The organism is Flavobacterium sufflavum, from assembly GCF_004016525.1.
Classification (GTDB): domain Bacteria; phylum Bacteroidota; class Bacteroidia; order Flavobacteriales; family Flavobacteriaceae; genus Flavobacterium; species Flavobacterium sufflavum.
In genome coordinates, this window is sequence record NZ_SACJ01000001.1 from 720,543 (window position 1) to 736,957 (window position 16,415).

Annotated in this window: 9 protein-coding genes; 7 read left to right on the top strand and 2 right to left on the bottom strand. The window is 34.3% G+C overall.

The genetic code is table 11. The features are described from left to right. The first annotated feature begins 3 nt into the window (after nucleotides 1-3). The 5 genes from EOD40_RS02575 (at nucleotide 4) to fucP (ending at nucleotide 5,439) form a co-directional block, all read left to right on the top strand. On the top strand, nucleotides 4-1,143 hold the full coding sequence (locus EOD40_RS02575; RefSeq protein WP_128193331.1) for a CaiB/BaiF CoA transferase family protein: 1,140 nt from the start codon (nucleotides 4-6) through the stop codon (nucleotides 1,141-1,143). Then, the gene (locus EOD40_RS02580) at nucleotides 1,143-2,372 is read left to right on the top strand and encodes an ABC transporter substrate-binding protein (RefSeq protein ID WP_128193332.1); all 1,230 of its coding nucleotides are present in this window, start codon (nucleotides 1,143-1,145) and stop codon (nucleotides 2,370-2,372) included. The genes EOD40_RS02575 and EOD40_RS02580 overlap by 1 nt, the downstream gene beginning before the upstream one ends. 2 nt (nucleotides 2,373-2,374) lie before the next feature. Beyond that, nucleotides 2,375-3,442: a Gfo/Idh/MocA family protein gene (locus tag EOD40_RS02585; protein ID WP_128193333.1), complete on the top strand. Its 1,068-nt coding sequence runs from the start codon at nucleotides 2,375-2,377 to the stop codon at nucleotides 3,440-3,442. 228 nt (nucleotides 3,443-3,670) lie between these two features. Beyond that, nucleotides 3,671-4,114, top strand: coding sequence for a MaoC/PaaZ C-terminal domain-containing protein (locus EOD40_RS02590; RefSeq protein ID WP_035661941.1), 444 nt, complete (start codon nucleotides 3,671-3,673; stop codon nucleotides 4,112-4,114). A 20-nt stretch (nucleotides 4,115-4,134) separates the two neighbouring features. Beyond that, nucleotides 4,135-5,439 carry an L-fucose:H+ symporter permease gene (gene fucP, locus EOD40_RS02595; protein WP_128193334.1) on the top strand — a complete coding sequence of 435 codons (1,305 nt, stop codon included), beginning with the start codon at nucleotides 4,135-4,137 and terminating at the stop codon, nucleotides 5,437-5,439. A gap of 80 nt (nucleotides 5,440-5,519) precedes the next feature. Here the strand turns inward: fucP and EOD40_RS02600 are convergent, their stop codons facing one another. Next, complete coding sequence (locus EOD40_RS02600; protein WP_196781407.1) at nucleotides 5,520-8,036, bottom strand: FAD-binding oxidoreductase; 2,517 nt, start codon at nucleotides 8,034-8,036, stop codon at nucleotides 5,520-5,522. Nucleotides 8,037-8,049: 13 nt separating this feature from the next. Beyond that, complete coding sequence (locus EOD40_RS02605) at nucleotides 8,050-8,991, bottom strand: class I SAM-dependent methyltransferase (RefSeq protein WP_128193335.1); 942 nt, start codon at nucleotides 8,989-8,991, stop codon at nucleotides 8,050-8,052. A 155-nt stretch (nucleotides 8,992-9,146) separates the two neighbouring features. Between EOD40_RS02605 and EOD40_RS02610 the strand changes: the two genes are divergently transcribed. Together EOD40_RS02610 and EOD40_RS02615 are read left to right on the top strand one after the other, a co-directional pair. Next, entirely contained in the window at nucleotides 9,147-13,190 is a 4,044-nt protein-coding gene (locus EOD40_RS02610; protein ID WP_128193336.1) for a hybrid sensor histidine kinase/response regulator transcription factor, read from the top strand. A 237-nt stretch (nucleotides 13,191-13,427) separates the two neighbouring features. Beyond that, on the top strand, nucleotides 13,428-16,412 hold the full coding sequence (locus EOD40_RS02615; RefSeq protein WP_231129563.1) for a SusC/RagA family TonB-linked outer membrane protein: 2,985 nt from the start codon (nucleotides 13,428-13,430) through the stop codon (nucleotides 16,410-16,412). The last annotated feature ends 3 nt before the right edge of the window (nucleotides 16,413-16,415 follow it).

Sequence of the window (16,415 nt, forward strand, 5' to 3'; positions counted from 1 at the left end):
AAGATGAAACCATTAGAAGATTATTTAATAATAGATTTCAGCCAGTTTCTTTCGGGGCCTTCGGCAAGTTTGCGCTTGGCCGATTTGGGTGCCCGTGTGATAAAAATTGAGAAACCGGGTACAGGTGATATTTGCAGAACCTTATATACTTCGGATTTGATAATGAACGGAGAATCCTCTGTTTTTCATACGATAAACCGAAATAAAGAATCCTTCGCGATTGATTTTAAACAGCCCGAAGAATTAGCAAAATTGAAGAAGTTGTTGGCAAAAGCCGATGTAGTGATGCATAATTTCAGACCGGGTGTTATGGAACGCATTGGATTGAGTTATGAAGAAGTACAAAAGATAAATCCTAATGTAGTCTATGCCTCGATAAGTGGGTACGGTTCAAAAGGGCCTTTTAAAGATTTGCCGGGACAGGATTTGCTATTGCAATCGTTAACGGCTTTGACTTGGTTAACAGGAAACGAAGGCGATGGTCCGGTTCCTATGGGATTGTCTATTGTGGATATGTTAGCGGGAGCGCATTTGGCTCAGGGGATTTTAGCGGCTTTATATCGAAAAGTGACCCAGAATGTAGGTGCTTTGGTAGAAGTAAGTATGCTGGAATCGGCGTTTGATTTTCAGTTTGAAACCATCACGACTTTCTTTAATGATGGTGGCGAATTGCCTGTTCGAACAAAAACCAACAATGCCAATGCTTATTTAGGTGCGCCTTATGGAATTTACCAGACTAAAAATGGGTACATGAGTTTGGCAATGGGTTCCATTCCTGTTTTAGCCGAATTGCTGTCTTGTGACGATTTGAAGCAATTCCCGGAAAATAAATTTACCTTAAGAGACGATATTAAATCTATTTTAGTAGCGCATTTGCGTACACAGGATTCAGAATATTGGTTGAATATTTTAGAACCGGCTGATATTTGGTGTGCCAATGTGTTGAACTACGAGCAGCTTTTTGCTCAGGAAGGTTTCCAGATTTTAAACTTTGTACAACAAGTCGAAATGATAGACGGTTACAGTTATAAAACAACCCGATGTCCTATTAGAATTGATGGGGAATTGTTTACTTCAGGTAAGGCTTCGCCAAAGTTGGGTCAGGATAACGAAAGCATCATAAAAGAATTTAATCTTTGCTAATGGAAAACACAACATTTAGAATCGCGGTTAGGAAATTTGGGCCTTTTGAAAGTGCCTTACACAAATTATGGGATGCGTTTTGTTTAAAATACGATATCAGTATTGCGGTCGAAATGGTTCCCATGGAATTGCATGATTTGTATGAACAAACCATTACCGAAGGAGGTTTGAAAAAAGGTGATTGGGATATTGCCCACATCAACACCGACTGGATTTTTGATGCGGCTCAGGCCAATGCAGTTCAGGATTTAACGTCTTTTATTGCTAAAAAAGCACCTCAGGATTTCCCTGAAGGCTGGCACAATTCGTTGTTGCATTTACAGGAAATTGACGGAGGGATTTATGGATTGCCTTTTCACGATGGCCCTGAATGTTTGATTTACAGAAAAGATTTATTCGAAAATTCGATAGAAAAAGAGAATTTTAAAAAGCAGTTTGGTTACGAATTAGCGCCACCTAAAACCTGGACGGAATTCGAGCAAATCGCTACTTTTTTTAATCGTCCAAACGAAAATTTATACGGCTGCGTTTTTGCCAATTATCCTGACGGACACAACATGGTTTTCGACTTTTGTCTGCATTTGTGGACCCGTGGCGGTTCCTTGCTGAATGCCGAAAATCAGATGGATGTTAACACACAGGCCGCCATTGACACCTTAGATTATTACCGTTATATCGTTAAAAATATCGCTGCTGTTCATCCGGGTTCTGCCGATTTTGGTTCGGTTGAAGCAGGTATGGCTTTCGCCAATGGAGAAGCTGCAATGACGATTAACTGGTTTGGTTTTGCTTCGATGTGCGAAGTCATTGCCGAATCGAAAGTGAAAGGAAAAGTAGATGTCACCACTCTGCCTTTTGCTGTTGGAGGAAAAACCGCTTCGTTAAATGTGTATTGGTTATATACCATAGGGGCAGGAAGTAAAAACAAAAAATTAGCCTACGACTTTTTACGATTTGCCACCACTGCCGAAAGTGACAAATTATTGACAAATGAAGGCGGAATAGGCTGCAGAAAATCGACATGGAAAGATGCCGAAATCAATGCTACCATTCCATATTACCACAAGCTGGAAAGTTTGCATGAAAATGCTTTGACTTTGCCTCAAATAGCAGTTTGGCCAGACATTGCCATACTGATAGACCAGATGGTTTTACAGGCATTAAAGACTAACGTTCCATCGGCAGATTTATTAAAACACACACAAATTGAAATTGAAAAAATACTATAATTATGCAAATTCCTTATAAACCAAAACTGCCAAAAACCAACCAACCCATAGTAATTATTGGCGCTAGTGGAATTGTAAAAGATGCGCATTTGCCTGCTTATAAAATGGCAGGATTTGAAGTTTTTGGGATTACCAACAGAACTTTTGCCAAAGCTCAGGCGATGGCTGCGGAATTTGGGATTCCTCATGTTTTTGAAACAGTGGCGGATGCTGTTAAACATGCTCCTGCCAATGCTGTTTACGATATTACCGTTATGCCGGAACAATACATTGAAATTTTAGAACAATTGCCTGATGGTGCTGCCGTTTTAATCCAAAAACCAATGGGAAATGATTTGGCTGAAGCCAAAGAAATCCTGGAAGTTTGTGAAAGAAAAAAGCTGGTAGGTGCTATTAATTTCCAATTGCGATTTGCTCCTTTTGTGGCTGCGGCCCGTTATTTGATTAATGAAGGAATCATTGGCGAATTGTATGACATGGAATTTAAGGTGACCGTGAATACACCATGGGAATTGTTCCCATTGGTTAAAGTACATCCTAGATTAGAGATTTTATTCCACTCTGTACATTATATTGATTGTATCCGTTCGTTTGTTGGAGATCCAAAAAGTGTTTTGGCTAAAACCTGGAGACATCCATCGAAAGATTTATCGTCTTCGCGTTCTACGATTATTTTAGATTATGGTGATACGATGCGTGCGGTAATTAATACTAATCACGATCATCATTTTGGACCGGAGCACGAAGAAAGTTACATTAAATGGGAAGGAACCAAAGGAGCTGTAAAGGCTAAGATGGGCTTGTTAATGAATTACCCTGCCGGATTAGAAGATGTTTTTGAATATTCAGTTCAAAACGAAGCAGGAAAATACGAATGGAAGAAAGTACAACTCGAAGGTTCCTGGTTTCCGGAAGCTTTTGTGGGTACGATGGCTAATTTGATGCGTTACAAAGAAGGTTCGGACAGCGAATTGTATGCTAGTGTAGAAAACGTACTGGGAACTATGAAAGTGGTAGAAGCCTGCTATATCAGCAATAAAAATGGTGGAATTCCACAAGGTGATTTATAGCAACTAAGACCGCGTTAACGATTGAAGCGGCATCCTTTTATCCCGGTTTTCGGGATAAAAGATACAGCGGAAAGCGTGTTAAAACGCCGAAAAAAGTCCATAGTCCTTAGAAGAGGAAAGCTAAAGACTCACTTATTTAAAATTATTAATACAGTCCCTAGTCCTTAGAAATTAGTCCTTAGTATTTTGGCTAATCACTAAGGACTAAGGATTAACAAACTAGAAAATATGTATTTTAAGTCAACATTTTTTGAAGATTACCAATTAGGAGAAAAGCGCGTGACGCTGGGGAGAACCATCACAGAGACTGATTTTGTGGTACACGCGGGACACACAGGTGATTTTTTTCCGCACCATATGGATGAAGAATGGTGTAAAACACAGCCTTTTGGTCAGCGTATTGCCCATGGAACGATGGTACTTGCCATTGGGGTAGGATTGACGGCATCGGAGATCAATCCGGAAGCTTTTTCTAAGGGGTATGACAGAATGCGTTTTGTAAAACCGGTACATATTGGCGATACGATTCACTCAGAGATTACCATTTCAGAGAAAGGCGATGCCAAAAGACCGGAGATGGGAACGGTGACGGAACACTTGGAAATTATTAATCAAAGAGGCGAGGTAGTGATGGTTTGTGACCATTTGCTACTGGTAAAAAGGAAAAATTAACCAACCAATAAATATAAATTATGCAAGTAACCAATCAAATGGGTGATGTTCATGAAGTACCAACAGAAAAGGGACAAGGAGGTTCCAATTATCTGTTGCCTTTTATTTTAATAACGAGTTTGTTTTTCCTTTGGGGAATGGCTCATGGTTTTGATGGAATTTTGATTCCGCATTTAAGAAAAGCTTGTGAGTTAAATAATCGTCAATCGACATTAATAGATACAGCTGTGTTTTTAGCTTATTTTATTATGGCGATTCCTGCTGGAATGTTGATTAAGCGTTTTGGATATAAAAACAGTATTATTACTGGATTATTGGTGTTTGCTGCGGGTGCTTTTTTGTTTGTTCCAGCGGCTAATTCAAGAACTTATGAGTTGTTCTTGTTTGCCTTATTTGTAATTGGATGCGGACTGACTATTCTGGAAACAAGTGCCAATCCTTATGCAGCTATTCTAGGACCACCTGAATCTTCTTCAAAGCGTTTAAATTTGGCTGCTTCCTTTAACGGTTTGGCTGCTATGGCTGGGCCTGTTTTAGGTTCGATGTTTATCCTTTCCGGAAAAAGTTTTACTCCAGCAGAAATGGCTGCTATGCCTCAAGCGGAAAAATTGTCGTATTTAGCGGGAGAAGCAGCTACAGTAAAAATGCCTTATATTGTTCTAGGAAGTATACTGCTACTTATGGCTATTCTGTTTTATTTTATGCACCTGCCATCGATGAAACCAACTCATACAGAGGTTGAGGTAAAACCTGGTTTCTTTTCGGTTTTAAAATTTTCGCATTTGAGTTGGGCTGTTGTAGCACAATTTTTCTATGTAGGAGCACAGGTTTGTGTAACTAGTTTTTTTGTTAGAATTGCTGAACAAAGTGCTGGACTTGATGAAAAAACAGCAGGCTATTACCTTGGGATTTATGGAGCACTATTTATGTCAGGGCGATTCATTGGAACTTTCTTTTTGCGTTTTATAAAAGATTATGTTTTACTGTCCATTTACTGTGTGATGTGTGTTATTTTATGTGTTGTCGCTATTTATGCGAGCGGTATTTATGTAATTTATGCATTAGGAGCTATCGGATTTTTTATGTCGATAATGTTCCCAACGATTTTCTCTCTTGGTTTAGTGGGATTAAAAAGCAATACCGAAACGGGTTCTTCCTGGCTGGTAATGTCTATCGTGGGAGGAGCTATCTTACCATACGGAATGGGAACTTTGATTGATATGAATCATGACGATATTCAGTCAGGTTATTTGATTCCGTTAGTGTGCTTTTTGATTATTCTTTACTTTGGTGTCTTTGGGCATAAGGTGAAAAAAGTAGCTTAGTCACATTTTTTATAAAAATAGCAAACCCCTCTTTTCTGGTTATTGGAAAGAGGGGTTTTTGAGTTATTGGATCAGGTTTTCTAATAATCAAAAATATGTTCAACTTCTGTTTTTCTACTTTTAGCTTGTTTTAGAAATGTCAGCAATTGTTTTACAGGCACTAAATATACCAATCTTTTGATTTTTCTATTTGTCACTACATTTGATTTATAGAGTAGTTTTGTGTTCTCGAAATTATTGTTTTGTGATTCATTAGATAAAATAGAAACAACTATTTCGTCATTGCCTCCAATTTCTAAAATTTCTATGTCTTTATGGCAAAGCTTTAATAAATTAGTAGTAAAAGAACCCCATCTAGGGATGCTTAATAGCTTTTTGTTTTTTTGTTCTTTAAGTATTTTGATGTCTGCCGTTGGTTGTATCTTTTCTTTTGTATCTGCCAATAAATAGATATTTGTTACTGGTGTTTCATAACTGTTTTTTGCTGCCCATTCTATAAGTTGTGCATAACCAGCTTTGAAAGCAAATTCAAATGTGAAGAATAGTTTTCTTTCTGTTTTTCGTAAAAAACTACTCTTAGTAGTGTCTGAGGTATTCCAGACTTTTTTAATCCATGGCAAGAATTTAAATTCATACCATGCCGTATTGTAAATAAAATCAGAATAGGCTCGTTGCGCTGCAATTATTGTTTTTTCATCATCTGAAATAGTATCGTTAGCAAACCAACTAAATATTCTGCCAATAGTATTCTCATATAATATTTTCGCAGTATATTCCATAGTTACACTTATGCCAATTACTTTTAGCATAGTGGTGTATTCTTTGTTTTCGGGATAGGCGTCTGATACAAGTTTAATAGATCTATCATAAAGTTTCCAATATTCATCTATAGAAGCATAAAAAGGAAAATCAGAAGGATTATTCCCTTTTTCAAGATAATCAGCATATTCTTTAGGATTAAAAACTAAATACCATTCGGGAACAGTGAGGACAGTTTGTTCTTCGTCTCTAAAATAGCCCTTTATGTTTTCTCTCTCTTTTTCTATTGTTTTTTGGTTGTCAGGGTTGTATTTATCCAGTAGCTTATTGTTAAATCGATTTAAAGAATCTAATTTGTTTTTTATTTCGAAGTATTTGTTCGAATTTGGAAATCCTTGATTGAATTGTTTAATAGAGGCATGAGGTTGATATGGAAGATACCATGAGCCATTTTCACTTAAGATGGCATTGGTCATTTCTATCGTCCATTTCTTTACTATGTTTTTTGAAGAAGCGTCAGTCCCTTGTTTATAGTAAATTACAAAAGCAAAAACTTCTTCTTTTGCCCATGATAAATAAGATTCTTTGTCTGGATAAGCATGTCGTAAAGAAACATTGATAATGTTTACATTATATTTATTGAAAATTGTTTTCATCTTTGGAATAAACGATTGTATGTTTTTAACAGGAATGAAGTATTCTTGTAATACATACGTTTGTTCTTCTCGTGAGGCTGGCTCTAATTCAAAAACATCATAACTAGCTTCTTTATTTCTCCAAACAACTTTTTCTTTACTATAGATAATAGGGTCAACTATTTTACGTCTCATCCATTTGCCAAAATTTCCCCATGAGATTATTTGGATTAATTTAGGTTCGAGCCAATAATTTTGATTTTCAGGAGTTACTCTGGTTGTGTCTGTTAATTCTTTGTTTGTTTTTACCCATGATACGTTGTTTATTACATCGTAATTTGGAGGGTATAAATCACCATTTTGAAATACAACATTTTTGTTATTTCTAATATTTTTATCAAAAAAATCATTGTAGTTTTCTACTTTGACTAGTTTGGTTTGGCGTTCCACCTTTACATTGTCTTCTAATTGTAGTGTTGCTTCTACAATAACACCAATGCCTCCGTAACCACCAATGACAGCATTAAATACATCTGTATTTGCTTTTCTGTTAGCGGTTATTATTTTACCTGAAGCTGTTATTATTTTTAATTGTATTACGGAAGATATAATAGGTCCATGTCCAATATACCGACCATGACAATTTACAGATATAGATCCTCCAACAGTAAAGTTGGCGTAAGTTTGCATGATTTTTATTGATAGATTGTAAGGATCAATCTTTTTTTGTAAATCTCTCCAAACAATGCCTGGCTGAACCGTAACCTGTTTTTTTTGTAAGTCTATGTTTAGCACTTTGTTGAATTGACGCATATCAATATGCAAACTATTTTCATAACCTATCTGGCCACCCATACTGTAGCGTCCTCCTCCTATAGAAATTGGGCCGGTAGTTGATTGAATAGCTTGTATTATTTCTTTGACTGAATGCGGTTGTATTTCCTTATCAATCTGGATAGGGTTAATTGTTGTTACATCATTTATACACTTGTTTGGCAGTTTTTCATTGAAGCTTGAATCACCAGATATTTTTATAAGGATAACAACCAAAAGTAAATAAGCAATAAAACTATAAAAAGGAAGTGCGTATCGTTTTTTCTTGTGTATAAATTGTATGCTTTTTTTAAAAATAGAGAAGCTGAGTTTGAGAAGATGCAATAGTTTAAAAATAAGGAATTTAATTCCGTTTTTTATCTTTTTCATTGGAAGGAATTAATTATATTTTAGTGAACAGCATTAATGCATTTTTGGTAGGGTCTCCTTCTTGAAAAATGGTTCGTTTATCAAATTTGAATCCTATTTTTTCAACAAAAGGACAAATGAAATCTAATGAATAAAAGTTTCGTATTTCATTACTATTGTATTCCCATGTTTGTTTAGTTCCCATGTTAAATACATCATGTGCTAAAGCAACTAATGTTTTTTGATCTTCTGTATTACAGTCGTGGTCCCGTAAAATTAATTTTCCACCAACGCGAAGCGTATCTCGTATGGATGAAATAAAAGGAATACGTAAATCGATTGGGCAATGATGGAAACCAATATATATTGTTACTAAATCCAAACTGTTTTTAGGGATTAATTTTGAATATTTTGTGTGATAGTTTGTTAAAGGGATATATTTTGCTCCAATAGATATTTGTCCTCGATCTATCATTTCAGTAAGAGAATGACCTGGTTCTTTACCATCAGCATAATATCGTTCTCCTTTAATTGTACATTGTTCTTCTAAATAATCCAGATATCTGCCAGAGGAACCAATTTCTAAATAACCATTGAAAACAGAGCCTTTACCAAGTAACGTCACAGTTTGTTTTGCCATTTCCTCCTTTTGTTTGAAAAGTGATGGCAGCTGATGACTGAAAGCACTATTAAATGGAGTAATTTCTCCCAGTTTAGATTGGGTTTCAATATAAATGTCTTTATCATTATTTTTTTGAATAGTTACTTTTGTAATAAGTTGGTGTATATCATTTTCTGGAAATAAATTGAAAACATTTTTTAAGAATTTAAAAAATTCATTTTTCATCAACTTGTTGGAATAAATTCTTTTGAAGTTGCTTTTTGTTTCTAAAAGAAAATTAACCGTATTGTTTGGGAATGCTAATAATGGTACACTGAAAAGTAGTAGAGATTTAATAAAATGCTTTCTTTCCATAATCTGTTTAAATTTTCCACTAATATAATATTATTTAGTTAAGAAAGACAATACTTACTTTTAGCAATGCAAAACAGCTCTTAAAAATAACTCAATTCCTTATTTTGATTTACAATTAGAAAGTAGCTACTTTTATAAATTCTAATACCGCCATTGTGAAAATATTTTTAAACTTCTTTATCGTATTTTTTTTAGGGATATCAAATTGTCTTTCCCAGTCGCAGGTTGTTTTTAAAAAAATCAATCAATCGACCGGATTGTCTAATGGTAGAATTACCAGTATGACTAAAGAAAAGGATGGATTTGTCTGGATAGGGACTAATAATGGACTCAATCGATATGATGGTTTGGGGATTAAAGTGTATGACAAGAGAAACAGCACTATTGGCTCTAATGATATTTCGGATATTTTAATTGACAGTAAAAATAGAATTTGGATTACCACGCTTGGAGGAGGATTGAACTATTATAATCCTCTAAATGATACTTTCCAAATATTTAAAAATAACCCCAACAATCCTAAATCATTACTGTCTAATAATGTTAGTACGTTGATTGAAGATTCAAAAGGACTTATTTGGCTTGGGACAGAAAAAGGATTGTGCTGTTTTAATCCTGTGAACAAACAATTTGTCTCTTATACAAATCAGTTCAGTAACAGTCAAACCAAAAAAAGCAATAGTATCACCAGTATTTATGAAGATAAAAACAGGGATTTATGGATAGGTACTTTTGGGAATGGTTTGTTTTTATTTGACAGAACTGAAAAAAAGTTCCATCAAATTAAATCGGAACAAATACAAGTTTCGGATTTCATAAACGTGATTTCGCCTTTAGATCCTGACAGAATTCTTATAGGAACCAGTGGTAGTGGTTTGTTGATGTTTGATTTGGCTACACACAAGTTCTCTGATTTTTTAAAGGAAAATCTAGCCTTAAAACAGGAAATAAATATTGTCCGTTCTATAGAGTTAGATAGTAAAAATAATTTATGGATTGGTACTGATGGTAATGGTCTTCTTGAAGTGGAGTATCCTAATACCAATCATCCAGTAATTCACAACTATTTGTATAATTCACAATTAGAAACCTCGCTTTCAGGAAATGCCATTTATACCATAATGGATGATAACGATTCAAATATCTGGATAGGTACGGCATGGAATGGTATTAGCGTTTTGGATAAAAAAAACAGGAGTGAATTGTTATTCAGTGATATTGTAGGTTTAAATCCGTCGCCGGTACTTTCAATATACAAGAGTAATCAGGAATTATATCTGGGATTGGATGGCGAAGGAATGACCGTGTTTAACACAGCCACTAATAAAGTTAAATATTACAACGAAAAGAATCATAATTCAGGTATCAAAGGGAATTACATTCAGAAAATAACAGAAACTAAAGATGGTACATTATGGTTAGGGACTTTTAAAAACGGACTGGTTAAGTTCAATAAAAAAACCGGTCAATTTACACAGTACAAGCATGAGTTTAAAAATAAAAGTTCCATAAGTTATGATGATGTAAGAGATATTATTGAGGATAAAAACCATAATTTATGGATAGCTACCTGGGGAGGAGGTTTGAATTATTTTAATACTAAAACAGAGCAATTCATTAGTTATAGAGAAAGTGCCAATAATAACAAAACCGTAAACAATGACAACCTGATTGATATGGTTCCCGATGGAGATAAAATCTGGATTGCTACTTTTGGAGGCGGCTTAAATTTATTCGATACTGAAAAAGGACTTTTTCGCTATTACAAATACAAAGATTCCGACCCAAACACTATTAGTAACAACAATATATTCTCCTTATGTAAGGATTCCAAAGGCTATTTATGGATTGGTACTGCCGGTGGCGGTATTAACAGAATGAATTTAAAAACCAATCGGATTGAACGTTTTGAGAAAAATGATAACATAAAATACCAAACCGTAACAGGGATTATCGAAGATGACAATAATACCATTTGGTTCAGTACAAAACAAGGTATTATAAACTACAGTTATTTTACCAATAGGTTTAATATGTTGTCTAAATTGTCATCTGAATTTCATATCAATTCTATTTTTAAGGATGAAAAAGGATGGATTTATTTTGGAGGAATTGACGGGGTTGTTAAGGTCAATCCAAAAACAATAGAAGTAGACAGTAAGCCACCAAAGGTAAAGCTGACTAATTTTAAATTATTTAATAAGGAAGTCGCTATTGAAAAAAATGGGATTCTAACAAAAAACATTGCCTTCACAGACGAAATTACTCTTGATCACAATCAGAATGTATTGACTTTTGAATTTTCGGCATTACAATTTCCTTTTTCTAATAGTTGTGGGTATGCCATTAAAATGGAGAATTTTGATGAAGACTGGCGTGATATTGGAAAAGACAGAACAGCAACTTATACTAACTTGTCTCCGGGAGAATACATTTTCAAAGTAAAAAGTAAAGAAAATGGCGGGCAATGGGGAAAAGAATACGCTTCGGTAAAAATTCATATTTTAAGACCCTATTGGTTTCAATGGTGGGCTTTTTTAATTTATGGTATCGTACTGGTGTTTTTGTTTTATCTGTTCAGAAAGTATACCATTGCATGGGAACGTTTGAAAGCCAATCTTGAGTTTGAGAAATTGACTCATGAAAAGGATAATGAGTTGTATATGTTGAAACAGCAGTTTTTTACTAATATATCCCATGAAATCAGAACTCCGGTAACCTTAATTTTAAGTTCTATAAACAGGTTATTTGATAAGGGCGAAATGCTCGAAAGCAAACAAATAAAATCGGCACATACTATTAGAAAGAACAGTAATTTATTGCTTCAATTGGTAAATGAGCTTTTGGATATCAGAAAGCTGGAAGCTAATGATATCAGTTTAAAAATTACCGAAGGTGATTTTGTTTCTTATTGCAAAGAGATTTTTTTGTCCTTTTCGGAAATTGCTTCCGATCGTGATATCGACTATACTTTTCATTCTGAAAAACCTAAAATAGAGCTGTGGTTTGATAAAAATCAATTTGAAAAAGTACTCTATAATTTGCTTACCAATGCTTTTAAATTCACTAAAAACGGTGGAGCCATCAGTGTTGAAATTGAAATGGATAATGATGCTGTTTATTTAATAGTGAAAGATAGCGGTATAGGAATGTCAGAATCACACATGAGTAAAATATTCAATCGCTTTTATCAGATTAAAAATGCAGAAACCGATGAAAAATCAGGATTTGGTTTGGGTTTATCTATTGCAAAAGAAATTATAGAACTCCATAAGGGAACAATTGATGTTAAAAGTGAGAAAAATAAAGGAAGTGTTTTTGAAGTAAAATTGCTAAAATCCAATGCTCATTTTTATGATGTTGAAATTGAAAAAGATGATGTTTCAAGCAATCAGGAATCAAAAACGATTAAGCAATTAAAGCAAAAAATAGAAAAAAACGAAGTTAAAAAAGAAACGATTCTAATTGTCGAGGACAATATAGAGATTCAGGAATCTTTGAAAGAAATATTGAGTAATGACTTTGAGATACTTCAGGCTTATAATGGTGAAGAGGGTTTAAAAATTGCAATTGACGAGTTTCCAAACTTAATAATAAGTGATGTTATGATGCCTGTTATGGACGGTATTGAATTTGTCAAAAAATTGAAATTAAATACATTCACCAGTCATATTCCAATCATTATTCTAACGGCAAGAACTACCTTAAAAAACACCATGGAAGGCTATGAAACAGGAGCCGATGATTATATAGCTAAACCCTTTGATGAGGAGTTGTTAAAAGCAAGAATCACTAATTTGCTTAACAATAGAAGATTAATAAGGGAAAAAATCATAAATGATAATCTTTTAAATCCAAGAGAATTAGCTATCAGTTCCCCAGATCAACTTTTCTTAGAAAGACTGTATAAAAGTCTGGAACCTAATTTAGAATCCAATAATCTGAAAGCTGAGATCGTTGCCAAAGAAATTGGGATGAGCCATTCGGTAATGTATAAAAAGATAAAAGCATTAACAGGACTCTCGTATGTTGAATTTATCCGTGACTATAGATTGTCTATTGCTAAACAGCTTATACAGGATTTAGGATATTCTGTTTCTGAGGCTTGTTATAAAGTAGGCTATTCAGATCGAAAATATTTCAGTAAATTATTCAAAGAAAAGTTTAAAAAGAACCCTTCCGAATTCTTAAAATCATAAAGTCTTTTTTTAAGTTATATGTAATTTATTTGAATATTTTTTTTGTATTTGATTAAAATTCAGTGCTTTTTGCGTAAAGCAACGAATTCTTCACCCCAAATCAATGAAACTGACCCACATCAAAACTTGTAGAATCAAGGTACTTGCACCTATCAATTTAGTATGTATGATTTTCAGTGAGGATAAAAAGATTTACATATTAAAACGAAACTAACAAACTAACTTAAAAAATTATTTATGATGAACCGCTATCGAAAAAAAGGGGGGTATTTTAATGTAAAACAACATTTTCTTATTGGGTTGTTTTTATGTTTTTCCATAGCTTCTTTTGGTCAAAAATTAAAAATTTCGGGAATTGTTAAAGATGCCACTACTGCCGCTTCTATTCCCGGAGTGAGTGTAATTATCAAGAGTTCCAATCTTGGAACCACAACAGATTTAGATGGTAAATATCAAATCGAAGTGAATCAAAATGATGTTTTGGTGTTTTCTTACATGGGATACCAAAAGGTCGAAATGCCAGCAAAATCAAAAACTATTAATATCAGTTTAATAGAGGATACTCAAAAACTGGATGAAATAGTTGTGATAGGTTATGGTAGTACAAAAGTTAAGGATGCTACAGGATCAGTAACTTCAGTAACTGCAAAAGACTTTAATAAAGGAAATATTGTTACTGCCGAAAATCTTTTAACAGGTCGTGTGGCAGGTTTATCCATTACAACAGGCGGAGATCCGGGAGCAGGATCGACTATTAGAATTCGTGGGGGAGCATCATTAGGAGCGTCTAATGATCCTTTGATTGTAATTAATGGAATGCCTGTAGATAATAATTCAATAGGAGGTTCACGTTCTATATTAAGTTCGATTAATCCAAATGACATTGAATCTTTTTCTGTTTTAAAAGATGCTTCGGCTACGGCTATATATGGTTCCAGAGCTTCAAACGGAGTTATTATTATTACTTTGAAAAAAGGAACTAAAACTTTTTCTGCTACTTTAGATATGAGCATGAGTGTAAACACCCTTGCTAATAAAGTGGATGTCTTTAGTGGAAATGAATTAAGAGAATTGGTAAGTGTAAAGGATCCAACTTTGTTACCCTTATTAGGAACAGCAAATACCGATTGGCAAAAAGAAATTTACAGATCCAGTATCTCTTCAAATACTAATGTTTCGGTAAACGGAATGTTGTTTGACAAAATCCCATCGAGAGCCTCTTTTGGAAGAACATTACAAAATGGTTTGATGTTAACTTCGGAATTTGAGCGTAACACGGGTTCTGTAACCTTAAACCCAAGTTTATTTGATAATCATTTAAAAATTAGTGTTAATGCTAATGCTTCTTTGGAAAAAAACAGATTTGCTTCGGGACAACAAGGCAATGCCATAACTTTTGATCCTACGCAGCCTGTTTATGATGCCAATTCTGTTTTTGGAGGCTACTTCCAATATTATAAAGATAATCATGACGGTGTTATTAATAAAAGTGATTTAACTGAACGTGCCCCATTGAATCCGGTTGCTGAGTTAATGCAACGCAATAGCAGAAGTGAAGTGAAAAGGTTGTATGGTAATGTGAAATTAGATTATAATTTCCATTTTTTACCTGAATTAACTGCTGTGTTAAACTTAGGTATGGATAAAAGTACAGCCGATGGTTTTACAAGAGTCTCTGATAAAAATCCGCTTTCTCAGGCTGATGGACGTATTATAGGATCTCATTCAGAATATTCTAACGAGCTAAGCAATTATTTAATGGATGGCTATTTTGCTTATAAAAAAGAATTCGGAAAACTAAATTTTGAAGCTACAGCGGGTTATTCGTATCAAAAATTTACCAATGAAAGATACAATACCAATGAATTATTAAACGATGGGGTTGATAGTGCTCCTGTTTTAAATATAGATCCAAACTTGGTTTTAATTGGGTTTTTCGGAAGAACTAACCTTTCATTTTATGATAAATACCTTTTTACAGTATCATATCGTAGAGATGGTACATCCCGTTTTAGCGAATCAAATCGTTGGGGTAATTTTCCTTCTGCAGCCTTTGCCTGGAAAGTTAAGGAAGATCTTTTTCCAGAGTCTAAAACGCTATCTAATTTAAAATTAAGATTAGGTTGGGGAGTAACCGGGCAGCAAGATATTGGGCAAGCTAATTTAGACTTGTACATGTCAAGATATAGTACAGGTTTACCAACTTCCCAATATATTTTTGGGGGTACAGTAACTCCTATTGCCATACCACAATTTAGAAATGAAGATTTAAAATGGGAAGAAACCACAACGTACAATGCGGGTCTTGATTTTGGATTTTTTAAAGACAGAGTAACAGCTACTGTAGAAGGTTTTTATAAAGAATCTAAAGATTTACTTGCCAATGCAGCTATTTCAGACGGTTCCAATTTTAGTAATTCCGGATTCCAAAATATCGGTAATTTTACTTCAAAGGGGCTTGAGTTTTCTGTAGGTGCCGACATTATTAAAAATAAAAACGGCTTGAAGTGGAATGTTAATTTCAATAGCACTTTTATAAAAACAGAAATTAAAAGTCTGGCATTAGGTCAGGATCAGTTAGTAGGTACAACCGGTGCTGGTGCCGGTGGCGGATCTACAGCTCAAATACACAGGGTAGGTTACACTCCTTTTTCATTTTATGTATACAAACAAATTTATGATACCAATGGTAAACCCATTGAAGGTGCTTATGCTGATTTGAATGGTGACAATATCATTAATGATGCCGATTTATACATACACCATAATGGGATGCCAACGGTAACTATGGGATTTGCATCAAATATTAATTATAAAAACATAGACCTTTCTTTTAATATGAGAGCGAGTTTGGGTAATTACGTCTATAATGGTGCTAATGCTACAAGAGCGCAATACAATTTATTAAGAAACAGTTCGGTGGTGTCAAACTTACCCACTTCAGTTTTAGATACTAATTTTAAATCTACCGAAGACGTATTACTTTCTGATTATTATGTTGAAAATGCTTCATTTTTAAAAATGGATAATGTAAGCCTTGGATACACATTTGAGGATATATTTAACTCCCGTTCCTCTATCCGTTTGTCTGCCAGTGTACAAAATGTATTTACTATTACAAAGTATTCAGGTTTAGATCCTGAGGTATTTTCTAACGGAATTGATAATTCAATAACTCCCCGACCTAGAACTTTTTTAGTGGGAGCTAATGTGAAATTTTAAAAA